The 23716-nt window shown below is 63.3% G+C and carries 25 protein-coding genes and 1 tRNA gene; 14 read left to right on the forward strand and 12 right to left on the reverse strand.

What is annotated here, in order from left to right:
- Positions 1–38: 38 nt before the first annotated feature.
- Positions 39–431, reverse strand: a complete 393-nt coding sequence (locus tag WC585_RS04230) for a hypothetical protein (protein WP_373256310.1) — start codon at positions 429–431, stop codon at positions 39–41.
- A 315-nt stretch (positions 432–746) separates the two neighbouring features.
- Here WC585_RS04230 and WC585_RS04235 point away from each other — a divergent pair, with 315 nt between their 5' ends.
- Complete coding sequence (locus tag WC585_RS04235; protein WP_373256311.1) at positions 747–1490, forward strand: HNH endonuclease; 744 nt, start codon at positions 747–749, stop codon at positions 1488–1490.
- 39 nt (positions 1491–1529) lie between these two features.
- Here the strand turns inward: WC585_RS04235 and WC585_RS04240 are convergent, their stop codons facing one another.
- The 6 genes from WC585_RS04240 to hemC all read right to left on the reverse strand — a co-directional run bounded on the left by WC585_RS04240 (position 1530) and on the right by hemC (position 8547).
- A complete protein-coding gene (locus WC585_RS04240) occupies positions 1530–4031 on the reverse strand; it encodes an Hsp70 family protein (RefSeq protein WP_373256312.1) in 2502 nt (833 codons plus the stop codon).
- Complete coding sequence (locus WC585_RS04245; RefSeq protein WP_373256313.1) at positions 4031–4312, reverse strand: hypothetical protein; 282 nt, start codon at positions 4310–4312, stop codon at positions 4031–4033. Before WC585_RS04245 ends, WC585_RS04240 begins: the two co-directional genes overlap by 1 nt.
- A 73-nt stretch (positions 4313–4385) precedes the next feature.
- Positions 4386–6419 carry a hypothetical protein gene (locus tag WC585_RS04250; RefSeq protein WP_373256314.1) on the reverse strand — a complete coding sequence of 678 codons (2034 nt, stop codon included), beginning with the start codon at positions 6417–6419 and terminating at the stop codon, positions 4386–4388.
- A gap of 377 nt (positions 6420–6796) precedes the next feature.
- Positions 6797–6872: transfer RNA gene (locus tag WC585_RS04255), tRNA-Thr, on the reverse strand.
- 41 nt (positions 6873–6913) lie between these two features.
- The gene (locus tag WC585_RS04260) at positions 6914–7600 is read right to left on the reverse strand and encodes a uroporphyrinogen-III synthase (RefSeq protein WP_373256792.1); all 687 of its coding nucleotides are present in this window, start codon (positions 7598–7600) and stop codon (positions 6914–6916) included.
- The gene (gene hemC / locus WC585_RS04265) at positions 7597–8547 is read right to left on the reverse strand and encodes a hydroxymethylbilane synthase (RefSeq protein WP_373256315.1); all 951 of its coding nucleotides are present in this window, start codon (positions 8545–8547) and stop codon (positions 7597–7599) included. The genes WC585_RS04260 and hemC overlap by 4 nt, the downstream gene beginning before the upstream one ends.
- A gap of 52 nt (positions 8548–8599) precedes the next feature.
- Between hemC and tsaD the strand changes: the two genes are divergently transcribed.
- Genes tsaD through WC585_RS04280 form a run of 3 tightly spaced genes read left to right on the forward strand, consistent with a single transcriptional unit; the run spans position 8600 to position 11174 of the window.
- A complete protein-coding gene (gene tsaD / locus WC585_RS04270) occupies positions 8600–9787 on the forward strand; it encodes a tRNA (adenosine(37)-N6)-threonylcarbamoyltransferase complex transferase subunit TsaD (protein WP_373256793.1) in 1188 nt (395 codons plus the stop codon).
- 8 nt (positions 9788–9795) lie between these two features.
- A complete protein-coding gene (locus WC585_RS04275) occupies positions 9796–10794 on the forward strand; it encodes an NAD(P)H-dependent glycerol-3-phosphate dehydrogenase (protein WP_373256316.1) in 999 nt (332 codons plus the stop codon).
- Positions 10791–11174, forward strand: coding sequence for a Rieske (2Fe-2S) protein (locus tag WC585_RS04280; protein WP_373256317.1), 384 nt, complete (start codon positions 10791–10793; stop codon positions 11172–11174). The genes WC585_RS04275 and WC585_RS04280 overlap by 4 nt, the downstream gene beginning before the upstream one ends.
- A 3-nt stretch (positions 11175–11177) precedes the next feature.
- On the opposite strand, the gene WC585_RS04285 is transcribed toward WC585_RS04280, so the two are convergent.
- A complete protein-coding gene (locus WC585_RS04285; protein WP_373256318.1) occupies positions 11178–11921 on the reverse strand; it encodes a cyclopropane-fatty-acyl-phospholipid synthase family protein in 744 nt (247 codons plus the stop codon).
- A gap of 82 nt (positions 11922–12003) precedes the next feature.
- Here WC585_RS04285 and cobT point away from each other — a divergent pair, with 82 nt between their 5' ends.
- Together cobT and WC585_RS04295 are read left to right on the forward strand one after the other, a co-directional pair.
- On the forward strand, positions 12004–13875 hold the full coding sequence (gene cobT / locus WC585_RS04290; RefSeq protein ID WP_373256319.1) for a cobaltochelatase subunit CobT: 1872 nt from the start codon (positions 12004–12006) through the stop codon (positions 13873–13875).
- A gap of 2 nt (positions 13876–13877) precedes the next feature.
- Positions 13878–14864 (forward strand): esterase-like activity of phytase family protein, encoded by a 987-nt coding sequence (locus tag WC585_RS04295; RefSeq protein ID WP_373256320.1) that lies wholly within the window; start codon positions 13878–13880, stop codon positions 14862–14864.
- A 6-nt stretch (positions 14865–14870) separates the two neighbouring features.
- On the opposite strand, the gene WC585_RS04300 is transcribed toward WC585_RS04295, so the two are convergent.
- From WC585_RS04300 to WC585_RS04310, 3 genes are read right to left on the reverse strand one after another with little or no spacing between them, the layout of a single operon-like run.
- Entirely contained in the window at positions 14871–15455 is a 585-nt protein-coding gene (locus WC585_RS04300; RefSeq protein WP_373256321.1) for a demethoxyubiquinone hydroxylase family protein, read from the reverse strand.
- The gene (locus tag WC585_RS04305) at positions 15433–15963 is read right to left on the reverse strand and encodes a disulfide bond formation protein B (RefSeq protein WP_373256322.1); all 531 of its coding nucleotides are present in this window, start codon (positions 15961–15963) and stop codon (positions 15433–15435) included. The genes WC585_RS04300 and WC585_RS04305 overlap by 23 nt, the downstream gene beginning before the upstream one ends.
- Before the next feature lie 44 nt (positions 15964–16007).
- Positions 16008–16649, reverse strand: coding sequence for an exopolysaccharide biosynthesis protein (locus WC585_RS04310; RefSeq protein ID WP_373256323.1), 642 nt, complete (start codon positions 16647–16649; stop codon positions 16008–16010).
- Positions 16650–16804: 155 nt separating this feature from the next.
- On the opposite strand from WC585_RS04310, the gene WC585_RS04315 reads away from it, so the two are divergent.
- The 3 genes from WC585_RS04315 to WC585_RS04325 all read left to right on the forward strand — a co-directional run bounded on the left by WC585_RS04315 (position 16805) and on the right by WC585_RS04325 (position 18285).
- On the forward strand, positions 16805–17245 hold the full coding sequence (locus WC585_RS04315) for a VOC family protein (RefSeq protein WP_373256324.1): 441 nt from the start codon (positions 16805–16807) through the stop codon (positions 17243–17245).
- Between the two features lie 3 nt (positions 17246–17248).
- A complete protein-coding gene (locus tag WC585_RS04320) occupies positions 17249–17875 on the forward strand; it encodes a DUF6655 family protein (RefSeq protein WP_373256325.1) in 627 nt (208 codons plus the stop codon).
- 86 nt (positions 17876–17961) lie between these two features.
- A complete protein-coding gene (locus tag WC585_RS04325; RefSeq protein WP_373256326.1) occupies positions 17962–18285 on the forward strand; it encodes a zf-TFIIB domain-containing protein in 324 nt (107 codons plus the stop codon).
- On the opposite strand, the gene WC585_RS04330 is transcribed toward WC585_RS04325, so the two are convergent.
- Entirely contained in the window at positions 18286–20004 is a 1719-nt protein-coding gene (locus tag WC585_RS04330; RefSeq protein WP_373256327.1) for a hypothetical protein, read from the reverse strand.
- A gap of 189 nt (positions 20005–20193) precedes the next feature.
- On the opposite strand from WC585_RS04330, the gene WC585_RS04335 reads away from it, so the two are divergent.
- The 5 genes from WC585_RS04335 (at position 20194) to WC585_RS04355 (ending at position 23701) form a co-directional block, all read left to right on the forward strand.
- The gene (locus WC585_RS04335; protein ID WP_373256328.1) at positions 20194–20901 is read left to right on the forward strand and encodes a response regulator transcription factor; all 708 of its coding nucleotides are present in this window, start codon (positions 20194–20196) and stop codon (positions 20899–20901) included.
- A complete protein-coding gene (locus WC585_RS04340) occupies positions 20870–22501 on the forward strand; it encodes a sensor histidine kinase (RefSeq protein ID WP_373256329.1) in 1632 nt (543 codons plus the stop codon). Before WC585_RS04335 ends, WC585_RS04340 begins: the two co-directional genes overlap by 32 nt.
- 65 nt (positions 22502–22566) lie before the next feature.
- A complete protein-coding gene (locus WC585_RS04345) occupies positions 22567–22926 on the forward strand; it encodes an HPr kinase/phosphorylase (RefSeq protein WP_373256330.1) in 360 nt (119 codons plus the stop codon).
- 86 nt (positions 22927–23012) lie between these two features.
- Complete coding sequence (locus tag WC585_RS04350; protein ID WP_373256331.1) at positions 23013–23417, forward strand: PTS sugar transporter subunit IIA; 405 nt, start codon at positions 23013–23015, stop codon at positions 23415–23417.
- Positions 23414–23701, forward strand: coding sequence for an HPr family phosphocarrier protein (locus tag WC585_RS04355; RefSeq protein WP_373256332.1), 288 nt, complete (start codon positions 23414–23416; stop codon positions 23699–23701). Before WC585_RS04350 ends, WC585_RS04355 begins: the two co-directional genes overlap by 4 nt.
- The last annotated feature ends 15 nt before the right edge of the window (positions 23702–23716 follow it).

Raw genomic sequence — 23716 nt, forward strand, 5'->3', positions numbered from 1 at the left:
GAGCGCGGCCGGAGTCGGCGGTGCCGCACGCTTGGACGTCAGTTTGTCGAAATCACTGATCGGCCGGCGAACTTCAGGCAGTAGGCGTGCAGACTAGGGTCGGTGTCAGGATGGTCCGGGACGAACACCAGCATGCCGGCTTCGTCAGTCAGCACGTAGGCCAGCTCGAACCATGAGCCGTGGTCTTCCATCCACTCGAAACCTGGCTGATCGGCTCTATCCAGGATGATTGGAAAGCTCACGGCCTTTAGGATGACCTCGGGCGGATCACCTGGATGAACGACGACGATCTGAAGGACATCGCTGAGGGGGTTATTGCGGTCGGTGTCGATTTGCCAAGCGCGGAGCGTGATCAAAGCGCGAAGGACCGGGTCGAGGGTGAGATCGGTTAGGGCGGCTGTTACCGCATCGCGGTCGCTAAGGGTCAGCAAGGTGAGGTTCCTTTCAGGCATGAAAAAGCCGTCGTGACTTTCGTCACGACGGCGCGGGGTGGGTGTGGTGATGGTGCCCGCGAGGGGCGCTAGTGATCGACGTTAAGGCCTAGAGTTTCATGGGATATCGTTTCGCCGAATGGCCGGGCTGACCGCCTCTGTATGACAGGAGCGTATTTGGTGAAGAGTCGGTTGTTTGGCGGTTCTTCATATAAGTTACCGCCTACTGCGCGCCCGCTATCTGACCCGCTACTTCATTAGATGACGGTTAGCCGGCGTTAGGTTTCCAGACGCAAAACACCAGGGGGAATATCAATGGCGGTCACCAAAGGTCACGGAAATCCGAACTGGAACCGCGACGAGACCATCCTAGCTCTGGAAACCTACTTCGCCTTGGGCGGCAAGAATCCGAACTCCAAAGATCCGGTGATCATTGCCCTATCAAATACACTACGGGCGCTTCCGTACCATGGGGAGGCTGCTCGCAAACCCACGTTCAGAAATCCAGATGGTGCCGCATTTAAAGTCCAGAATCTTCGAAGCCGAGAGACTGGCAAAGGGCTGAGCAATGTTTCTCGGATGGACCGGGAAATCTGGGATGAGCTTGGAGCAAATCCGGTCGAGGTCACCCGGTTGGCGTCGTTGATCCGAGCAGGCATCGCATCTGAGTTAGGCCTAGAAGCTCCCAGTCCCGACGAAGCTGAAGACGTGGAATTCTACGAGGGTCGCCTTCTGACCCAAAAGCATATGCGGCGCGAACGAAGCCCAGGCCTGAGGAAAGCTCTCCTCAAGAAGTTGGAAGGTGTGGGTCTGGAGTGCCAAATGTGCGGAGATACGCACTCGAACTTACCGCCTGAGTTTCGGGCTGCGGCGTTTGAGGCTCACCACGTGGTGCCCATCGCGTCAGTGGGAGCCGGTGTCACAAAACTTTCCGACGTGGCGCTTCTATGCGCCGTCTGCCACAGGGTCCTCCATCGGATGATCTCGCTCCAGCGTCGATGGATCGGTGTTGAAGAGGCTCGAGCGTTGGTTAAAGCGCCTGCAAACTCGATATTTTGAGAGAAGGCGTTCCTAGTTCGATCTGAACTCCTGACAGATTTAGCGCCTCAGCAAACCTGAAAGTGCATCAGTTTGTCTGCCTGTTGGCGTCATGACGACTAGGTTGCGCTGAAGCTCGGTGTTGACTTGCCGCAGGCCATCCCAGTTGTCAGCCTGTATGCAGGCACGTCCAACATTCACCAGTTTGTCGTGGACGTCCTTGTCCGCTGCAACATGACGGTCAAGCACTAGTGTCTCGAAGCGATCGATCACGAAATCGGGAATGCTCATGAGCACGATGAACAAGATGCCGCGCATTTGTTCAATCGGCGTCTCGGCCTGCGTCGGCTTGTCGGCATCGAGTGCTTCCCTAGCGGTCTTCGCCAACTGATCGAAGCGCGCTGCGTCGCTCGCCTCCATCCGCTCCCGGATCGTGCCTTCTGCGAGCTCTTCGATTGTCGCGAGGTCCCGGTTGAGGATCGCGACACGGTGCTCATCGGCATGCGTAAGCCGGTGGAGCCCTTCGCGAACTGACAATATTTCTTCGGCGGCTTGGCGACGCACCTCCGGGTCATCGCTAGTATCGAGCTTGTTTTGTTGCTTTGCGACTCGCTCTTTTAGCGACTCCACCTCGACCCATGCAGTCGGGCTCAAGGCTTCGCGAGCTGTATCAAGGGCGCTGCTGGCGTCTTCTACGAGGACACCAAGATAGCGACCGCCATCTTCGCCGGCGAAGTTCCTGTGCCCGGCAGCCGAACTGTAGAAGCGCTGACTGTCGAAGGAGACGCCCATCTCCGGCAACGCGACGGTCGCCAGCACAATCCCGTTCTCGTCGATCTGCCATTGGACGTCTATAGCTGACCCTGTGCGCAGTACCTGGCCTTGTTCAAGGTGGACATCTGCGCGCAACTGGAACGCCCCGACTGAGCGTGCGAGTTCGATCTCCATGATGTCCGGTGCCGTCTCGAAGAACCCGATGTCGATCCGATCTTGTGAGCCGCCGACCAGCGTCCTACCCGCACGAAACTGAGCAATGCCACTTAGCGGCAGGATTTCGTCCTTTTTTGCTACTGGCGTCAGCTTGTCCCGACGGCTCCCACCTTGGTCTTCTTCCACCGCGATGGCGAGCGTGTGTGTCAGCGGTACGCCGGCCGCTGACGCTGCGGTTTGGACTACTTTGAGCTCAACTACCTCACCGGTAGCGCCCGCCTTGTTCAGGTGCGCTCGAAACACGTTTTCGCCCAGGCGAGGTAACGGAAGCGCCATGCGATGTTCCTGCACCACATCGAATTCGCCTGACGACCAGCCGTCGTCCGCATCGATACGGATCCGATGGTTGGAACAGCCGGTGATACGCAGACGGGCAGAGTCTTCGGACGTCCGGGCCGGAAAGTCGAACCGAACGCCGGCACCAGCGACTTCCGTTGCGCGCGACGCCTTGCGCGAACTTCGGGTCTCGCCCCACTGCCGGCTCTCTGCATATATCGCCGCTCCGCGGGCCACCGCAGTCATCGGATCTGTTGATAGGTCCACTGAGATACCGAGCGCTTCCGGAACGCGGTTGCGGACAATCGGCATTTTAGATGGACCGCCGATCAGGACAACGCGGTCAATATCTTCCGGTTGAAAACCATTGTCGCGGATCATCCTGGCGCAGAGTTCGATTGATCGATCGATCTCCGGCGCGACCAGCCGCTCGAGCTGATCACGGGTTATCTCAACATCTACGTAGATACCGGCTCCGGATTTATCGCTAATGCGAAGCTCGTCGTCGCTGATGAATAGCTGAGTCGAGTCGCGTGTAGTCAGCTCAATCTTCGCTTCCTCGAGCCGGAGTTGGATGCGGCGCAGCATCTTCGAGTAGTTGGGATCGAGTTGATATTCGGGGCCAAAAACAAAACTAGATTCTAGCCAGGGTACTACAATTTCGTTCAGTAGCGCGCGGTCATGGTCGCGCCCTCCGAGCATGTTGATGCCTTCGTTCGCTACAACATTCACAACGCCGCCCGAACTTTGCACTAGGGCCGCGTCGAAAGTGCCGCCCCCAAGATCGTAAACCAGGAATTGACCGTTGCGTGACTTGGCGGTGGCCATCGACCCCATGGCTGCAGCGATGGGTTCGTGAAGCAAGGCGATGGGTTGAATGCCAGCCAGTTCGGCTGCCCTCAATGTAGCTTCGGTCTGCATCTGATTGAAGGCCGCCGGCATGGTGATCACCGTGCCCGTCACGCGCTCTCCACCGGCTTCCAATGTCGCCTGACCTACCAGCGTGCGTAGAACTTCTGCGCTAGCCTCTTCAGGTGTTAGCGTCGTCTTGGCAGCGCCGAAAGTCAGCGGAGTGCTGGTACCCATCATCCGCTTGAACGCGATGGCGACGTTGTCCGGACTTAGCGCGGCCTGTTCATAAGCACGCTTTCCAACAAACCGACGACCCTGCGCGTTTATGAAAAGAGCGCTAGGAAGGACATCCGCGCCTTCCGCAGTTTTGAAAACTCGAAGGGTCTCACCGTCGTAGCCAACAGCTGCTGAGTTGGAAGTGCCCAGGTCGATACCGAGATACATTAAATGTCTCCTTGGTCAGTAAGATTGACCTTGCCGCTATGAAGAATACGGCCTGAAAAAATCAGCGTCGGTTCGATCGTCTCTTGCACGATCAACGAGGAATTTTCCGCAAAGTCGTCCGTGTTTTGTGCGGTTGGTGGCAGCGTCCCGTCGAAAGTCCGCCCCTCGTATGTCACAAGGATTAAGCCAATATCCGCCAACACGCTGTCCAGCTTAGTCTGGTGGAAGCGCGCCTGCCCATTCAACCTTGCCCTACTCGTTTCGGGCAGCTGATCGATCACCCGCGAAAACGATCGAAGGAGCCGCCATTGGTCAATTATCAGAGCGATAACGGCCGGGGGCAAAACACTAACTTCACTCATAGGACCACTCGTCGGCGAGCCGTTTCGCCTCCGCTGAAATCACCGCGGACTGCGCTGAAACCGCCGCTTGCGCACGGGTCATATCATCCAGACGATATTGGTAGCTGCCACACCGGGCGTTGTAGCTGCTGATCCGAGCGTTGAACCGGTCAATTGCATTATCGGATGAAGTCATGCCGCGAAGCCGGTTGAGGATTGCTTCTTCTTCGAGGCAAGATTCAATCTCATATTGTGAGTACACAGGTCCGGCACCGGCACTCGGCACAGCTGTGTTCACGGGAGGGATCGGAGGGGGTGTAGGCGATTGTGCGTAGGGATCAACATATTGCTCTGCGTACGGATCTACATAAGGATCGGTCGGAGCACCAAAAGTCTGCTCGGCGGGCACATCAACCGGCGCGTCGGCCGCAGCGCCAGTCGCTCCCGAGAAGTCATCCGCCGCATAGTAATCAGTTTGAGGTTGAGGTGAGGACTGGTTGGCTTGGGAGACCAAAAACAGCACTGCGCCGATGACGATCAGAATGACCCAACCGATAATCTTCGCCGCGCGATCCGATTTGCGCTTGTCGATTTGACCCCGGATTTGGAGCAGTTGCCCCCGCAGTGTCTCATCCTGGTCGTAGCTCAACAATGAAGTTACAAGCTTGTCGGCCACATCGAACTGCTCCTGTTTGAGGGCGCGAATCAATTCCTTTTGATCTGCATTGCTGCGCAAGATCGACAGTTCGTTTGCCGAGGTCAGTGCCAAGCCGGGGTCGAGGTCGGGAAGCTTATCGAGATATCGATGCAGCAGAACATAAGCCGCGCGAGGATAATTTTCTGCGTTGAGTTTCAGTGCAAGGCTACGAACAAGCTCCAGAACTAAGTCGTCGACATCGCCGCCCCTTCGCGCTTGATCGAAGGCACGGTCGAGATCAACTAGATTGTCGGATTGCCAATCTTGCGTCTCAAGAAGATCCGCTGTTTGGGATATCTTTGCTCCAAGTTTGGAGATTTGGTCTCCCAAAGGGCTAACAAGCGCTTCACGAGCCACGTCCTGTCGCAATTCTCCAAGCGTCTCCAGGTCAATCGCAAGCTGTTTTTTAGCCGAAGGTAAGCGCTCAAATATCTCTGACATCGCCGAAGTCAGATTGTCTGCCGCTTCATAATGTTGATGGTTATTGGCTAAAGAAATCGAAGCCGAACGCGAGGCATAGTAGAGTTTCAGAGAACGGGGCTCGTCAAGGCCCTTGGCTTCGTGATGGCGCTGAACAGGTTCGCTAATCTGTGACCATTCTTTGAGTTTCGTGACAGCTTGTGCAACATTTCCTTCACCCGTTTCGTCGATCAATTTGAGGAAATGCACTGCCCCTTCCTCTACTTCCCTGAGTTTAGGCGCTGCCCAGCGGTCGTATGTCTCGATGAGAACATCGATAAAGGGTCCAGATCGTGTTGAGGTGAGTTTGGCTAAGGTCGGCCCAGGGTTTGCTCGCCTCGCCAGACTTTCGACGACTGCTTGCGCATGTTCCGTTGTAACGCCTGTCAGCGCGTCCCTCACTTGCGCAAGAGCTACCTGGCTAAAGCCGGACACGGCACGAGCAGAGTTAATTTCATCCGATACACGAACGGTTTCGATTGTCGCATGAGTGTCAATCAATCGATCGATGAAGACATCGGGATCAAAACGTCCACATGCGTCAGCAGCGATATTGGCAGCAGAGAGGCCGATCGCGTCCTCATTCAGAAAGCGAAGCGTCTGCTGAAGATTGTTATCTTTGAGCGTTTCAATAACTTGCTCGGCTTTATTAGGGGCCATATCGATGAGCCATCGAACTTCGGACTCCAAACGAAGTTTCGGGAACGTGATCTCTTGTTTAGTTTTGAGAAGTTTCGCCTCCAAAGCTGGTTTTTCAATCACCGCATCTTCAAACGCTTCCTCAATCTTTTCGGAACGCGTACGTATTGACACTCCTAGTCGCGCGAAGGCGTTTTCCGTCAGCGAGAAACCCACAATCATCCCCCAGTGCGTCACATTGCGACTGTCCACGTGATGTTGCCTAGCGGAGTAGGTGTCAGCTTCGCAAATGAGTTTTTAGAGCAGTTGCGTTTGGCCACTTCGGCAGGCTTGATCCTCTTCACCCGCCGGTGACTTTCTCCGGCGCGTCGGGATTTCATTAGGTTCAACGTCTAATCAGCACGCAACGGGGGCATCTGGCGAGAGGGCTCAAGGTCGTGTTGAGGCTCTCTCTCAACGCAAGCAGCGCAACAGGTGTGATGATGCCCAAGCGGCTCGAACTCGATCCGCTAAACTGAACATCAAAGCCGATTGGAGCGCTTCCCACCGGGTACCCATCCGGCTCCCTAGGGCAACGGCCCTTCCGCCGCTCGCCTGCCAGCTTCCTACCTAGAGTGCCATTGGAGTGGTGGTGCCGCTTAGGTGACTCGAACACCTGACCCCATCATTACGAATGATGTGCTCTACCAGCTGAGCTAAAGCGGCCCGGCGCGGACGGGAACCGGCTCGCGCGAGAGAGGCGCTCTTTATACGCCGGGCGCGGGCTTGCCAAGCGCCTCCAGCATCCCCGTTTCACTGGGGTGGTCGGCGATGCGCAGATCGACGGCCGACAGGTCGTTCAGGGGGACGGCCGCCTGCTCCGAAATGGCCACGATCAGCCGTCCTTCGAACGCCTGCGGTCCCAGAGCAGCCAATGCCACCGCCGCGCGGGGCGAATGGATCATTATGGCGTCTATGCTCTCGGGCGCATGAACCCCGGTCTCGACCGCCTCATAGACCGACACGGTCTCGACCCGGACACGGCCGGTCAGCAATCTCACAAGATCGGCCACCGGTTCCTTTGCCACTGCGGCCAGTAGCCGCTCGTGAGGGTGCATTGCCCGCGACACCAGATTCACAAGATCGCTGACGGAGCCATTGGCCGAAACAACATCCGCAAACCCAGCGTCGCGCGCCGCCCCGGCCGTCGCATCACCCACGGTCAATACCCGGCGGTCGCGTCTGGGGGTTAATGCGGCGAAGGCTGCTACGCCATTGATGCTGGTGAAGGCGATGGCCGCGCAGTCATCCAGATCGGGCGCAGGCTGCGGAAGTGGGCGGATGGCAAGCAGCGGACAGACAACCGGTGTCCAGCCCGTCTCCCTCAACCGCCCGGCTGTGCGCGACGCGCCCGGCTCGGCGCGGGTGACCCAGACGAGGGAAGGGCCGGTCAGAGGTCCACCCTCTGATCGCCCGCCAGCGCATGAACCTCGGCTCCCAGACGAAGGCCCAGCGCGCGCGCCTGCGGGCCGGCGTCCTCCGCCTCGATCTCGAACATCTCGCCGCCGCGCCGCCAGCGGGTCGAACCGTCGGGGGCCAGCATTTCCGTCGTGAGCAGCAGCCTCCCGTCCGCTATCTCGGCGTGCGCACCCACCGCAGTGCGACACGAGCCTTCCAGAGCGGTCATCGCGCCGCGCTCGGCCTCGATGGCCAGGGCTGTCATGGGGTCGTTCAGCGCCGTAACCCAGGCCGCGCCCAGGTCCTCGGCCCGCGTCTGCAAGGCCAGCGCCCCCTGCCCCGGCGCCGGCAGAAATCGATCAAGCGACAGCCGTTCCCGGATCACGCTCTCGAAGCCCAGCCGGTTCAGGCCTGCGGTGGCCAACAGTATGGCGTCGAATTCGCCATCGGCCAGCCTTCGCAGTCGCGTATCCACATTGCCGCGCAGCATCTCTATCTGCAGGTCCGGCCGCAGGGCCAGGGCCTGGGCCTGCCGGCGCAAGGAGGCCGTTCCCAGTCGTGCGCCCATGGGCAGCTCGTCGAAGCTGGGGACCACATCGCTGATGAAGGCGTCGCGGGCATCCTCGCGCACCGGCACGGCGGCGATGCAAAGGCCCGGGGGCTGGTCCGCCGGCATGTCCTTCATGGAATGGACCGCCACATCGACGCGGCCATCCAGCAGCGCCTCCTCGATCTCCTTGGTGAACAGGGCCTTTCCGCCGATGTCCATCAGGCGACGATCCTGCACCCTATCCCCGGTCGTCACGATCTCGACCAGAGGTACCGCCGCCTCGATATCCGCCTCCGGCACACCCAGGGCGCGGCCGATGGCGCGCTGCATCATGCCCGACTGGGTCAGGGCCAGTTTGGAGCGACGCGTGCCGATGCGGACGAGAGGGGTCATGCGGGTGACGGGAACCGTTGCGGAAGCGGGACGAGGTCGCTACCTCGACCCCATGAGTATCGGCGCGGACTATAGCAGCGAGGCAGGCCGGGCAACCGACGCGACGTCGCTGCCTGCTCAGCTCACAGTTCTGGGCCTTGAAACCAGCTGCGACGAAACCGCCGCCTCGGTCGTGCGTCTGGCCACCGACGGCAGCGCGACCGTTCTGTCGTCCGTGGTCCACAGCCAGACCGAGGACCATGCGGCCTTCGGCGGCGTGGTGCCCGAGATCGCGGCCCGCAGCCATGTGGAGATGATCGACGGTGTCGTCCGCCGTGCGATGGCCGAGGCGGGTCTGGGCTATGAGGCGCTGGACGGCGTCGCCGCCACCGCCGGGCCGGGTCTGGTCGGCGGTGTCATGGTGGGGCTGGGGTTCGGAAAGGCGGTCGCTCTGGCCCGCGACCTGCCGCTGATCGCGGTCAACCATCTGGAGGGGCACGCCGTTTCCGCCAGGCTGGGCCAGCCGGTCGATTATCCCTTCCTGCTGCTGCTGGTCTCGGGCGGGCACTGTCAGCTGCTGGAGGTGCGCGGCATCGGCGACATGACGCGCCTGGGCACCACTATCGACGATGCGGCGGGCGAGGCCTTCGACAAGATCGCCAAGGCCCTGGGCCTCGGCTATCCCGGCGGTCCGGCGCTGGAGAAGCTGGCGGCATCGGGCGACGGATCACGCTTCGACCTGCCGCGAGCCCTGCTGGGCCGCAAGGACTGCGACTTTTCCTTTTCGGGCCTCAAGACCGCCGCCTCGCGGCTGGCACAGACCTGTGAGACCCAGCAGGACAAGGCCGACCTGGCCGCCGCCGTCCAGACCGCCATCGCTCGCCAGCTCAGCGAACGCGCGGACCGGGCGATGAAGGACTATGCGACCCATGACAGCGCCATCGCCCTCAAGCAGCCTCACCCAGCGGGCGAGGCGTCAGGGCCACCTCTATTTGTCGTGGCCGGCGGCGTCGCCGCCAACAAGACGATCCGCGCCACGCTGGAAGCCACGGCGGCCAAGAACGGCTTTGCCTTCCTGGCCCCGCCCATGGCCTATTGTACCGACAATGCGGCGATGATCGCGCTGGCGGGGGCAGAGCGGCTGCGGCTGGGGCTGGTTTCCGACATCGACACCGCCGCCCGGCCACGGTGGCCACTGGACGAACACAGCGCCCTGACAGCCCCGACACACGCGCCGGGCCGCAAGGGGGCGAAGGCCTGAGGATGAGCATGGAATTTCGTATCGCAGGCGTGATCGGCGCAGGGGCCTGGGGCACGGCCCTGGCCCAGGTCGCCGGGTCGGCCGGTCTGGACGTGCTGCTTCAGGCGCGTGAGCCGGATGTGGTCGAGAGCATCCGCGACCGCCGCATCAACGAGGCCTTCCTGCCCGGCATCACCCTGGACGACCATGTCGCGGTAACGACCGAACTGTCCGATCTGGCGCACTGTGACCTGATCCTCGCGGTGCCCCCGGCCCAGTACATGCGATCGACGCTGACAGCATTTGCACCCTTCCACCGCGCGGGCGTGCCCGTCGTTCTGTGTTCGAAGGGGATCGAGCGCGGCTCGCTAAAGCTGATGACCGACGTCCTGGCCGAGACCCTGCCGCATGCCCCCGCCGCCGTCCTGTCGGGCCCCAGCTTTGCAGGAGAAGTGGCGCGCGGCCTGCCCAGCGCCGTGACCCTGGCCTGCGCTGACGAGGCCTTGGGCGAGCGGCTGATGGAAACGCTGTCGGCCCCGGCCTTCCGTCCCTATCTGGCGACCGATCTTATTGGGGCCGAGGTCGGCGGGGCGATCAAGAACGTCCTGGCCATCGCCTGCGGCATCGTCGAGGGCCGGGGCTTGGGCCGCAGCGCCCACGCCGCCTTGATCACGCGCGGCTTTGCCGAAATGACCCGGCTGGGCGTGGCCCTGGGCGGCCGGGCAGAAACGGTCGCGGGCCTCTGCGGCCTGGGCGACCTGGTCCTGACCTGCTCCAGCCCCCAATCCCGCAACATGAGCCTGGGCCTCGCTCTCGGTCAGGGCCAGACGGTTCAGCAAGCCCTGGCCGGCAAACGCTCGGTGGCCGAGGGCTATGAGAGCGCGCCCGCTGTGCGCGAACTGGCCGCCAGGACCGGCGTCGACATGCCCATCTCGCTCGCCGTCGCGGCCCTGCTGAACGGCGAGACCACCGTCGATCGGGTGATCGAGGACTTGCTGTCGCGCCCGCTGAAGGTCGAACGGGATTGAGCGACGCGCCCCCGCCTGCACCCGAACGCGCCCGTGTGTGGAAGACCCCGCCCAATGTCGCCCTGTGCGCCGAGGACGACATCGTCGATCCAGGTTCGCGCGGTTTTGTCCTCCAGATCGGCGAGGCCTTCTTCCACGGCTTCGTGGTGCGCAAGGATGGACAGGTGGCGGGCTATATCGATCGTTGCCCGCACGCCGGCTATCCGCTGGCGATCGAGCTGGATCGCTATCTGACCCCGGACGGGGCGCTAATCCTGTGCGGCTGGCATGGCGCGGTGTTCGAGCCACTGAGCGGCCTTTGCACCGGCGGGCCATGCGCAGGCGGGCGACTGACGCCCTGGCCGGTTCAGGTGGTGGACGGGATACTGCGGACCGCCTGACGCTCAGCCCGGCACGCGGAACAGATACAGGCCAAAGCCAATCAGGCCGCGGCCGTACTCGAACACCGCCTGCATGCGGTCGGCATGGAACCGCACGGTCTCGGCCTCGGCCGCATCCGGATGCGCCTCCAGCCAGCGTCGCGCCGCCCCGACCGCATCACTTGCATAGGCATCGAACACCGGCTGTGACGAGATTTCACGCCACTCCGGTACAAGGCCAACCGTCGCGGCCGCAGCGACCCAACCCGTATCGTCCGTGTACTGATTGCTCACCTCGACCACCTGCCTCAGCGGCACCGACGGCTCGGCCAACCAGACCAGATCTCCCCATAACAGCCAGCCCCCCGGCCTGATCCGTTGCTTCAGAAAGGCGAACCCCGCCTCCGGCGTCGGTCGCCCCTCCCCCGTCAGATTGGTGGTCCCCAGGGCCACGATCAGGTCCAGCGGCTCGATCCCTTCCAGCACCTGCGCCGCCGACCCGACGACCAGATCGACCTCCATCCCCGCCGCCGCGATCCGCTCCGCCGCCAGTTCCGCCATCACTGGATCGAATTCGATCGCCGCGACATCCAGACCGAATGCCTGACTCAGCCGGATTGCCACGCCGGCATTGCCCGTCCCGATGTCCGCCACCCGCGCCCCGGCTGACAGTCCAGTCCGCGCCACCGCCGCCTGTATTGTCGCCATCTCCACGCCATTGCAGACGTCGAGGGCTCCGTAGGCGATGCGGCCGAATGTCGTGGTCATGGGGCCTTGTCGCGTGGACCCGGCGGGCGTTCAAGGGTCGCGGCCACCTTCTCAGACCCGTTCCAACAGGCTAATCGACCGCATGGCCTCTGCCGATACTCCTGCCGACATCTTCAAGCGCGCCCTGGCCCATGCGGCAAGGGCGCTGGCCGAGCAGTCCGAGCTGGAGGTGACGTTCGGTTCGGACGGCCCAAGGCTGTCGAACGGCGTCTTGACCCTGCCGCATCCGCCACGCGACCCGTCGTCGGGCGACAGCGCGACCCTGCGCGGTCAGGCGGACCGGCTTGCTTTGCGGCTGGCCAATCATGACGAGGCGCTGAACGCCCGTCTGCGCCCCGCCGACAACCGCGCCTCCGAAGTTTTCGAAGCTGTCGAGCAGGCTCGGGTCGAGGCCGTAGGGTCAAAGGCTTTGGCTGGGGTCCGCGCCAATCTGAACGCGGCCCTGCTGACCCGGCTGGAGAAGACGGGGGCGCTGCGCGTCAACGAGGCCGAACGGGTGCCGGTGGCCGAGGCCGTCGCCCTGCTGGTGCGCGAACGACTGACGGGTCAGCGCGCGCCCGGTGGGGCGGGAACCTTGCTCGATCTCGTCCGGGCCGATCTGGAGACCAAGGCCGGACGCAAGCTGGACGCACTGGCCGAGGTCGCCGACGACCAGACCGCCTTTGCCGATCGCTTGAAAGCTGTGCTGCGCGCGCTGGACATGGACCTCGGCGACGGGCGCGGCGATGATCGCTCAGAGAACGAAGGCGAGGACGAGCCGGACCCTCAGGATCCCGAAGCCTCCGACGATCAGGACGAAGACGACGACGAGGCGGGCGGCGGCGATCAGTCGATGGAGGGCACCGCTGACGATCAGGAGGCCAGCGACGAGCGTGACAGCCGCCCCGACGGCAGCCCGGCTGATGCCGACGGCGAAGCCTCCGAAGACGGCCCCGAGGTCGATCAGGGGGCCCTGCCCAATCGCCAGCAAACCCAGGACGACGGCCGTGCCATCGACGCCTATCGCGTCTTTACGACGGCCTTCGACGAGGTCGTGGATGCCTCCGGCCTGTGCGATCCGATGGAGCTGGAGCGGCTGCGCTCCCTGCTGGATCAGCAGCTGACAGCGCTCTCCAGCGTCGTATCGCGCCTGGCCAACAAGCTGCAGCGCCGCCTGATGGCGCAGCAGAACCGCAGCTGGCATTTTGATCTGGAGGAGGGCGTGCTGGACACCGCCCGCCTGACCCGCGTCATCACCGACCCGACCAGCCCCCTGTCGTTCAAGGCCGAGAGCGAGAGCCCGTTCCGCGACACGGTCGTGACCCTGCTGCTGGACAACTCCGGCTCGATGCGGGGTCGGCCGATCATGGTGGCGGCGGTCTGTGCCGATATCCTGGCGCGCACCTTGGAACGGTGCGGCGTCAAGGTCGAGATTTTGGGCTTCACCACCCGGGCCTGGAAGGGCGGTCAGGCGCGCGAGGCCTGGATCACGGCAGGCAAGCCCGCCAATCCCGGGCGGCTGAACGACCTGCGGCACATCATCTACAAGGCGGCGGATGCGCCCTGGCGTCGGGCCAAGAAGAATCTGGGCCTGATGATGCGCGAGGGGCTGTTGAAAGAGAACATCGACGGCGAGGCCCTGACCTGGGCGCACGACCGGCTGAAGGCCCGACCCGAAAGCCGCCAGATCCTGATGGTCATTTCCGACGGCTCGCCGGTCGACGATTCCACGCAGTCGGCCAATGCGGCCCTGTATCTCGACAGGCATCTGCGTCAAGTGATCGAGCGGATCGAGACCCAGTCGCCCGTCGAGCTGATCGCCATCGGCATCGGGCATGACGTCACCCGCTGGTACCGTCGCGCCGTTACCATCGTCGATGTCGAGCAACTGGGCGGTGTCATGGTCGAGAAACTGGCCGAACTGTTCGAGGCCGACGATAAACCGACACCTGCCCGCCGTCGCCGCGCGGCCTGAGCGTGCGGCTTCCGTCGCTGAGCATCCTGTCACGGCTGGTCCCCGCCTTCGCTGCCCTCGCCATCGCGGCATGCGCCGGGACATGGCCGCTTGTTCCGCCGACGATCCCGCCCGGCTGGACGCCCGCCAGCCCGGGCATCCGTCCCGCTGGCCTCGGCCTGCCCGGTGGTGCCCGGCTGGCTGAGGGCGTGCGGTTCGCGGGTGGTGTCGAACTTGTACTGGAAGCGGGCTCGCCCCTGCACAGCCTGTCGGATCTCAAACTGATCGGCGACGGTGGCTTCGTCAGCGTCAGCGATGCAGGCGACCTGGTGCACGGACATCTGGTCTTGAACCGCGGTGGAAGGCTGGTCGGTGTGACAGGCCTGGCCTGGCGACGACTCACCTTGTCCGATGGTACGCCCATCGCGGACAAGGCCGATGGCGATGCCGAGGGGCTTGCCATCACAGACACCGGCGACCTGCTGGTCAGTTTCGAGCGCGACCATCGGATCTGGAACTATGGACCGGCGGCAGCCCCAGCGAACAGCCCGACGCCTGTGCGACACCCCGACGTCGCCTTCAGCCCCAATAACGGCATGGAAGGCCTGGCAGCGCTCGACGCAGGCTGGCGGGTGGCGGGCGAATCCGGCGGTGTCTGGGACTGCACGCCCGCCGCCTGCGTTGTCGTCGCGCCTGTACCCGCGGAAGCTCTGGATGATGGGGCCTATCGCATCACCGGCATGGATCGTGAGCCGTCTGGCAATGGCGTCTTCATCGTCCAGCGGTCCTATCGCCCGCCACTGGATGCCCGCGCTCAAGTCCGGCACATGACCGCCGACGGCACGCTTGGCCCGGCGCTGATCGAGTTGAAACTGCCTGGTACAACCGATAATTTCGAAGGTATCGCGGCTGTAGCCCGTGACGACGGGACGCGTCTCTACATCCTGTCCGACGACAACAACAATCCGGCCCAGCGAACGCTGCTGCTGGCGTTCGACATTCAACCCTGAAGACCGTCAGACCTTTTCGCTGACCTTGATCGCCACCTTGCATCCCGCCTTGATCACCGCGCTCAGCAGCCGATAGGCCGGGGCCTCGCGGCTGCCGTGTTCGATGGCGTGGTCGTGATGGGCCAATTCCTCGTCGCGAAAAACGGTCAGTTCGGCGGCCAGCGCGGGGTCACTGTCAGACAGTTCGGCGATCTGATCGGCATAGTGTTTCTCGATCACGTCCTCGACCGCCTCGGTGCAGGCATGGGCCGCCTTCTCGCCCATCAGGGCCGTGCCAGCACCCAGCGCCAGTGCCGCCAGTCGCCAGACAGGGGTCATGACCGTGGGCCGCACCCGCTCGTCATTCAAAAGGGAATCGAAACGGGCCAGATGCACCGCCTCCTGGCCCTGCATCTCGGACATATCAGCGGCGATTCCGGCCTTGCCTTGTCGACCTTCAAAAACAGCCTGCTGGGCGCGGTAGATATGGACGGCGGCGTATTCGCCTGCGTGGTCGACACGCAGGATTTCGGCGCGTCGTCGGCGGCTGCCCCCCAGACCGGGGCGCGGCAAGGGACCGCGACGGGTATCAGCTTCGAGGGGCACGGGCATCCTTGGGCCTCTTGGCGGCAAGCAGGCTGAACGCGGCCAGGACGACCGAGATCACAGCATTCCACCCTGCCATGCTGATACCCGCAAAGCGCCACGCCACGTCGCCGCAGCTGACCACTGGCTCGACGGCACCGGTGCCCAGCATGAAATCCACCGCCTGGCTGGCATCGACAGTTCCGCCCATGCAGGTCGCGGGCAAGGTCCACCAGTCCATCTCTCCGCCCATATGGAAGACGGCGGTAACGGCCCCGGTCGTGAAGATGAGGGCCAGCAAGAAAGCCGCAACGCGCGGTGTGCCCCGACTGCCCCGGCTGATCAGATGCCATCCCGTGGCCAGGGCCGCGACCAGAACGGCACCCCAATAAACCTCGCGCTGTTTCAGACACAGATTGCAGGGCTCAAGCCCACCAAACCGCTCAAAGGCATGGGCCGCCCCCAGGAGGGCAAGCGACGCCACCAGCGCAAAGGCGGTCCACCACCGGGTCAGGAGACGATAGGTTGCTCTCATCGGACCCCGTTCATAGCGGGGCTGCAGGCTGCCGTCGATGTGTCTTACCCGCCGAAGCGCGCGATCAGAGAAACCGCCCAGCCCGCGCCGACGAAGAAGCCGACACCGACGATGATCAAGGCTGTGGCCCAGGCCGTCGCCACGGTCGCGCCGGCGGCCACAAACAGTCCGTCGCGCTGGATCAGTCCCACCGACAGCAGGCTCAGGGCCACAGAAGGCACTGTATTGGTCATAGGCAAGACGATCGTAAGGGTCGCCAGGATCATGAAGAAGGCTGCGGCTCGTTCCGCCCAGCCTTCAGCGAAGATTCTCAGACGAGGGCGAGACAGGCGCTCGAGCCAGCCCATGCGCTTGGTGGCAAAATCAGCCATCCGCTCCAGCCATGCCTTCGTCACGCGTCGCTTGAGAATGGCCTCGGGCAGCCAGGGCTCGACCCGGCCGACCAGCATCTGTCCCGCCAGCAGAAGAATTGGAATGCCCACAATCTGCGGCACGCCATACAGAGCCGGGACGAGGCACGGGATCGCCAGGATCAGGATCATCAGACCGAAGGCCCGTTCGTCCAGGCGGTCACGAATTTCGCGAAGGGTGAGGCCGTCGGGCCCGCTGATGGCCGCCAGATCGGCCACCAGGGCAATGAAGCTCTTGTGGGGATTGTCGACATGCTGGTCGTTATGATCGGACATGGGGCCTGCGTTTCGGACTGCGGCGGGTGGTTAGCCGGAATTCTGTGGCAGGGCGAGGGCAAGCGCCGTTGTCGTAACGGGCCGTGAGTCGCGAGCCTGACATTCTATCGCTATACAGCCGCACTTCCGCCCCCTCACCTAAGGATACGGACGTCATGCGCTACCTTCACACCATGGTCCGGGTCGCCGATCTGGATGCGTCCCTGCATTTCTATTGCGAGCTGCTGGGCCTGACGGAGGTCCGGCGCATGGAGAACGAGCAGGGGCGCTATACGCTTGTGTTTCTGGCCGCGCCTGCTGACCAGGCACGCTCGGTAGCTGAACGGTCTCCCGAGGTGGAGCTGACCTTCAACTGGGACCCGGAAGACTACGAGGGCGGTCGTAATTTCGGACATCTGGCCTACAAGGTCGATGATATCTATTCCGCATGCGCCCGCTTGCAGGCCGGAGGGGTGACGATCAATCGTCCACCGCGTGATGGCCGCATGGCCTTCGTGCGCTCGCCTGACGGCATCTCCATCGAACTGTTGCAGGAGGGGCAGCCACTGGCTCCCGCTGAACCCTGGGCTTCCATGTCCAATACGGGGAGCTGGTAAGGCATGACGTCTGCGGCCCGCGCGCGCGCGCTCACAGCCCTGGCAGCAGCGGCTGCCTTGTCCGCCTGCGCCTCTACGTCCGAAACCTATCCGTCGCGCACGGCGACCGAGCAGTTGCTGGTGGCGCGTGCCGCTGACCGGGCCGTCGATGGGCTGACCCTGCCCATCCCTGTCGGGTCCAAGGTCTTCGTCGATGAACTCTATTTCCGGGCCGAAAGCGCCCCCTATGCGGTAAGCGCCATTCGCGCGGCGCTCTCGGAAGCGGGCTATTTCATCGCCCCGTCCAAAACCGAAGCCGATGCCGTATTCGAAATCCGGGCCGGGACCCTTTCGCTGGAGCAGATGCGCCGTGTCTTTGGCCTCCCGGAAATGCGGGTGCCAATCAACGACAGCTTTAACGTCGTCTCACTGCCTGAGCTTTCGGTCTACAGTCGACGGGATCGGGTAGGTGTAGCTGAGTTTTCCGGCTTCCTCTACGAGCCCAAAACGGGCGCACCGCTCGGCGCTGTCATTCCGATGACGGGCGAGTTCAACATCCGCAGCCACAAGCTTTTCATGATCATCGCCTGGGGCCAGCAGCGCCTGTCGCCGGGCGATCGCGATCCGGGCGACAGCTGGCTTCAGTTCTAGCCTGCCAGCAGCGCGGCGCATCGCCACTCTGGCGGAACAAACAGACGGTCGCTAGCTTTACCGCTGACACTACATAGGAGACGACGATGCCACTGCTGATGTGCCCCAATGACAACTCTGCCATGCAGACGCTGGATCGGGACGGCGTGCAGTTTGACATGTGTCCGTCATGCCGCGGTGTCTGGCTGGATCGTGGCGAGCTGGAAAAACTGATGGCTTCGGCCACTGAAGATGGCCGCGCCTCGGCACCCGCTGCGCCTCCACCCCAGCAGAACTACGCTCCACCCCCTCAACAGCAGTCACAGCCCTGGGGCCATCAACAGGGGTATCGCGAGCAGCGCCCGTACCGGGATGACGATTACCGCTACAAGAAGAAAAAGCGCGACAGCATCTTCGACATCTTCGACTGATCAGGCCGCCAGTCCGGCCGCCCGCATGAGGGCCTTGATCGGGATGAGGTCCTGCGGCGAGCGCGACAGCATTTCGCGGTTTTCAGGCTGACGCAGCAGCTTCAGCGCCTCAGCCTTGGCGCGGTCGGCGACGGGGCCAAGCGGCGCGGTTTCGCCTGCTGCCATCTTCAACAACGCTGCCAGTTTCTGATGCAGCGAGGCCTTTGCCCGTGTCATCATGTGGATCAAGCGCGCCTCGGCCTCGACTCCACCGCCAACCAACCCGATGGCTGTCACGATCTCCTGTTCCTCGCGCTCTGCCAGAGCGCACGTCATCACGGCACGCTGCAGACCAGCCAGGATCATGAGAACCTGAGCAGGCGATCGTCCGCCGGCCCCGGACCGCATCTCGCTCTCGAAGCGCAGCGAGTTGATGCACGCCGCCAGCCACCGCGCCGCCGAACGTTTATTGGCATTGCCAGTGACATTTTCACACAACCGGGTCAGCGATTCGGCCTCGCACAGGACCGTATTGCAGGACGCCACATAGGCAGCGACGAAATCGGCGGTGATGATGCTTTTTGAACGTTCGCTGAAGGCGGATTGAACCTCTTCAAGCGTCAGCAGCCGACCCGCTGTCGCCGTGAGAACCATGGCCAGGGTCCGCATGATATCGATTTCGCCGACAGCATCACCTGGCCGCAGGCGACGCGGGCTCATGAGTTCACGCACCACCATGCGGGCCAGCGTCGAGGCCAGCAGCGGAAACTGACCCGCCTGCAACCGCTCGCCCAACCGCGCCGCAGGACCGGTCACCGCCGGTATCTGCAAAGCCAGCTTTTCGTCTTGGGCGATCAGGGCTGACACTTCCCTGGGAGCAACCATCCGCACCACAGCGGCCAGCGAGGCCCCTTGGTCCAATGCGGGCCCCAGCACATCGGCCAGGCTGGTGCGCGTTGCCAGTATTTCACACAGGATCTGCTCGATCGGGACCATGACCAGTGCGTGGGGCGGCCCATCCATCGGTGCGCCTTCAGCCAGATCCATCAGCTTGTCGACCCGGGCCCGGCCACCCCGAATCCCCTTCAATGCACGCGCGACGACACCGCCCATGACGAATCCGCGCTCGGCCTTTCCCGCCAGACGATGGGCCAGATCGGCGATGGATCGCTCTTCAAGGCCGGGAAAACTTCCGCGCCGTCCAGCCGCCACCACACGCTCGAGAGTGCGCTCCGCCAGCTTCTGGTAGTGCCGCACCAGGTCGTGGACGGGCTGCCCGACCGATTGGCTCTCCGGCACCGCCACCTTCTGGATTGCATGTTGGAGTTCAAGGCCCGACGCCTCGAGCTTTTCGGCCAGGTCAGGGCGGTGAAGCAACTCGAACGGGGTCACGCCCTGACGCTTCAGCCAATCTTCCAGAACACGCCCGATCGTCTCGCGCGCCAGGGGCTCGTACAAATCCGTCGGTGCCAGGCAGCGTGGGCCGTTCTGATCCTCAGACACCAGACGCTTCCGCTTGATCTCCGGTGCCCCCTTGGTAAGCAGGGTCAGGCTGTGGAACTCCATCGTGTCGGGGTCCAGCGTTTCCTTGGTCACGCGAACAGCGGCCGCGCGATCATCCCGCAGCAGTTCCTCGGCGGTCTGGATCGCCACAGCCCGTTCTTCAGTCGCCATCTGGAGGGCCCAGGGTGCCGGAGCGGTCTTGCGGATATAGACCTCGTAGTGAATCGAACCGGCCATGCCACACTCAACGCTGTTATGCTGCGACACTGGAGTGAAAGCCTTTAAGGCGGGGTTTCATTGCGCAAAAGAACCCGGCGGCCCATGTTTGCGCCGCATTCTTGCTGATGCTCCGTATCGAACGGTTACGCTTGTCGCGCGTTGATGCGATCAGTGCATCCACTTGACGACTGCTGAGGAGACCGCCCTTTGGCCAATATCACCCTGGTCGACGACGACGAGAACATCGTGGCATCCGTGTCCCTGGCGCTGGAAAGCCATGGCCACAAGGTCACCGCCCACCACGACGGTGCCGCCGGGCTGGAGGCGCTTGAAACCTCTCCGCCTGACCTGGCCATACTGGACGTCAAGATGCCCCGTATGGACGGCATGGAGGTGCTGCGCCGCCTGCGCCAGACCAGCCAGATCCCGGTGATCATGCTGACCTCCAAGGACGAGGAGATCGACGAAATCCTGGGCTTCAACCTTGGTGCCGATGACTACATCCACAAACCCTTCAGCCAGCGGCTGCTGATCGAGCGGGTCAAGGCGCTGCTGCGCAGGACAGGGGCTGACGGTGGCGAGCCCGAGCCCGCAGCAGGCGAAGGCGGCTCCAAAGCCATCAAGCGCGGCAAGCTCTCTATGGACCCGGCCCGTCACGAGAGCACCTGGGAGGGCAAGCCCGTCAAGCTGACGGTCACCGAATTCCTGCTGCTCCAGGCCCTGGCCCAGCGGCCCGGTTTCGTGAAGAGCCGCGACAACCTGATGGACGCCGCCTACGACGATCAGGTCTATGTCGACGACCGCACCATCGACAGCCACGTCAAGCGGATGCGAAAGAAGTTCCGGGTGGTCGATCCCGAGTTCGACGCGATCGAGACCCTGTATGGCGTCGGATACCGCTACCGCGAAAGCTGATCCGTCCGAAAAGGACGTGTCCCCGGGTCGCCGGCGGCTTGGCCGTTTCGGCGGCTCGCGGCTGGGCGGCTTCATACTGGCTCTCAACCTGCTCAGCCTGCTCATCCTGCTGGGCGGAGCCCTGGCCCTGAATGAGTGGACGCGCGGCCTGATCGAGTCGCGCCAGCAGACCCTGACCGCCCAGGCCGAACTGCTGGCCAATGTGCTGAGCCGGCAAGGGGTGACAACGGGCGAGCCCACGCCAGCCTTCGACGCGGTGGAGGCCTCAAGGCAACTTGTCGATACATTCATCCCGAATGGGCAGCGGGCTCGGCTCTATGACCTGGACGGCCTGCTGGTAGCCGACAGCTATCTGGTGACGGAGTCCATACCGGGCTCGGCCCTGCCTGATGCGCGTCCCGCAGGCACCCCGCCATCAACCGATCAGCCCGAAACTGCCGAACGCAACAGCCGCCGGGTCGAGGAGGCCCGGCGCGAACTGGCCGAAGAAGTCGATGGGGCACTGGACGGCCAGAACCAGGCCGGCGTTCGGATGAATGAATCGGGCGACCGCGTCGTCTCGGTCTCCATACCCGTCCGGCATGTGCGTCAGGTCCTGGGCGTGCTGACGTTGGAGGCGGGCGACGTCGAAGAAACCCTGGCTGCCCAGCGGTTGGCCCTTATGCCGTTCGCCCTGGTCGCCCTGGCCGTCAACATATTGGGCTCTCTGGTGCTGCACCTTTTTGTGGCCCGTCCGATCATGCGGCTGTCGGCGGCGGCCGATGCAGTGCGGCTACAGCGGGCCCGCGCGATCTCCCTGCCTGACCTGGACGGCCGCAAGGACGAGATCGGCGATCTGGCCCGCTCGCTGGAGACCATGACCGAAACCTTGTCTGACCGGATGGATGCCATCGAGGCCTTCGCTGCCGACGTCAGCCACGAGATCAAGAACCCCTTGACGTCGATCCGCTCGGCGCTGGAAACCCTTCCTCTGGTGAAGACCGATGCGCAGCGTGAGAAGCTGACAGGTCTGTTGCAGCAGGACGTGCGACGCCTCGACCGGCTGATCACCGACATTTCGAACGCCTCGCGGCTGGATGCCGAGTTGAACCGTGACAGACCTCGCGCCGTGGACCTGACCGTCCTGTTGACCGAGATCACGGGGGTCTATTCCGCCGGTCACAAACCGGGCGAGGCGCGAGTCATTTTCTCGCCGCCGTCAGAGACGGTCCGCATCACCGGCCGCGACGGGCCCCTGGGCCAGGTGTTCCGTAATCTGATCGACAATGCCCGCTCGTTCAGCCCCCCAGAAGGGCAGGTCAGGATCACGCTGCATCGCAGCCTCGACCCCGACAGACCTATCAACGTGTCCATCGATGATGACGGCCCTGGCATTCCGCCCGAGAACCTGGAGACGGTGTTCGAGCGTTTCTACACCTCGCGACCGCGCGGCACGGCCTTCGGGGCCAACTCTGGCCTGGGTCTCTCCATCGTGCGCCAGATCGTCGAGGCCCATGGCGGAGAGGTGCGGGCGATGAACCGGGCTGGAGCCGATGGCACGACCGAAGGCGCGCGCTTCGAAGTTGCCCTGCCCGTTATTGCCCAACCACGACGCGGATGAGCGACCAGCCCCATCATGCGACCACGGTGGCACTGCACAGGTCGGGTCGCGGCTGGATCGGCGTCTTGCTGACCGGGCCGTCCGGCGCGGGCAAGAGCGATCTGGCTTTGCGTCTGCTCGAGCGCGGCGCGCGTCTGATTGCAGATGACTACACCCATGTCTTTGCTGCCGGTAACGATCTGTACGCGGCCGTTCCTGAACGGATCGAAGGTCGAATGGAGGTGCGCGGGGTCGGGATCGTCAATAAGCCGACAAGGCCTTTTGTCCGGCTGGGCTTGATCGTGGACTTGACGACGGACGCCATAGACCGTTTGCCAGAGCCGCTATTCAAACGCATCGCCGGGCGCGATCTTCCGCGTATCAGGCTGAACGGATTCGAGGCCTCGGCGGTCGAAAAGGTCACAGTCTTGTCACGACGACTTTAACCCCGCGCGGACTTGGGCTATTCCGCGCGGCTTGCGGCACGTCGAAGGGCGGTCGGAATACGGGGCGTCAGCTTGGTAGACCTGTCATGATCGGGCTGGTGATCGTCACCCACGGGGGACTGGCCTCGGAATTCCTGTCGGCGATGGAGCACGTCGTCGGCCCGCAGCGCGGCGTCGCCGCCATCTGCATCGGCCCCGAGGACGACATGGAACGTCGCCGCCGTGACATCGTCGATGCGGCCCGCGCCGTTGACGATGGCGATGGCGTCATCCTGCTGACTGACATGTTCGGCGGCACCCCATCCAACCTGGCCATCTCCGTGATGGAAGAGACCCGCGCCGAGGTCATCGCCGGGCTGAACCTGCCCATGCTGATCAAGCTGGCGGGCGTGCGTGGCTGCGAGCCACTGGAAGCCTGCGTGGCCCATGCCCAGGATGCGGGGCGTAAATACATCTCCGTCGCCTCGTGGGTCCTGCAGGGCGAGAAATGACCGATACCGCCGCCCAGGCCTCGGCGACCGCCAACATCTGCAACACCCGCGGCCTGCACGCACGGGCCAGCGCCAAATTCGTGAAGACGGCGTCAGCCTTCGAATCCGACATCCGCGTTTCCCGCGACGGCGTCACCGTCAACGCCTTGTCGATCATGGGCCTGCTGATGCTGGGAGCCGGAAACGGCTGCACCATCGACATCGTAGCCGAGGGCGACGACGCCCAGGACGCCATCGACGCCCTGATGGATCTGGTCGCCCGCCGCTTCGACGAAGACCAGTAGAAAGCCCCGACGGTG

Source organism: Brevundimonas sp., from assembly GCF_041648055.1.
Taxonomy (GTDB): Bacteria; Pseudomonadota; Alphaproteobacteria; order Caulobacterales; family Caulobacteraceae; genus Brevundimonas.

Coding starts and splice junctions, on each gene's coding strand:
- WC585_RS04235 (WP_373256311.1), top strand. CDS start 747: ATGGCGGTCACCAAAGGTCACGGAAATCCGAACTGGAACCGCGACGAG.
- WC585_RS04240 (WP_373256312.1), bottom strand. CDS start 4,031: ATGTATCTCGGTATCGACCTGGGCACTTCCAACTCAGCAGCTGTTGGC.
- hemC (WP_373256315.1), bottom strand. CDS start 8,547: ATGACCCCTCTCGTCCGCATCGGCACGCGTCGCTCCAAACTGGCCCTG.
- tsaD (WP_373256793.1), top strand. CDS start 8,600: ATGAGTATCGGCGCGGACTATAGCAGCGAGGCAGGCCGGGCAACCGAC.
- WC585_RS04275 (WP_373256316.1), top strand. CDS start 9,796: ATGGAATTTCGTATCGCAGGCGTGATCGGCGCAGGGGCCTGGGGCACG.
- WC585_RS04285 (WP_373256318.1), bottom strand. CDS start 11,921: ATGACCACGACATTCGGCCGCATCGCCTACGGAGCCCTCGACGTCTGC.
- cobT (WP_373256319.1), top strand. CDS start 12,004: ATGGCCTCTGCCGATACTCCTGCCGACATCTTCAAGCGCGCCCTGGCC.
- WC585_RS04300 (WP_373256321.1), bottom strand. CDS start 15,455: ATGCCCGTGCCCCTCGAAGCTGATACCCGTCGCGGTCCCTTGCCGCGC.
- WC585_RS04305 (WP_373256322.1), bottom strand. CDS start 15,963: ATGAGAGCAACCTATCGTCTCCTGACCCGGTGGTGGACCGCCTTTGCG.
- WC585_RS04310 (WP_373256323.1), bottom strand. CDS start 16,649: ATGTCCGATCATAACGACCAGCATGTCGACAATCCCCACAAGAGCTTC.
- WC585_RS04315 (WP_373256324.1), top strand. CDS start 16,805: ATGCGCTACCTTCACACCATGGTCCGGGTCGCCGATCTGGATGCGTCC.
- WC585_RS04320 (WP_373256325.1), top strand. CDS start 17,249: ATGACGTCTGCGGCCCGCGCGCGCGCGCTCACAGCCCTGGCAGCAGCG.
- WC585_RS04325 (WP_373256326.1), top strand. CDS start 17,962: ATGCCACTGCTGATGTGCCCCAATGACAACTCTGCCATGCAGACGCTG.
- WC585_RS04330 (WP_373256327.1), bottom strand. CDS start 20,004: ATGGCCGGTTCGATTCACTACGAGGTCTATATCCGCAAGACCGCTCCG.
- WC585_RS04340 (WP_373256329.1), top strand. CDS start 20,870: ATGGCGTCGGATACCGCTACCGCGAAAGCTGATCCGTCCGAAAAGGAC.
- WC585_RS04350 (WP_373256331.1), top strand. CDS start 23,013: ATGATCGGGCTGGTGATCGTCACCCACGGGGGACTGGCCTCGGAATTC.
- WC585_RS04355 (WP_373256332.1), top strand. CDS start 23,414: ATGACCGATACCGCCGCCCAGGCCTCGGCGACCGCCAACATCTGCAAC.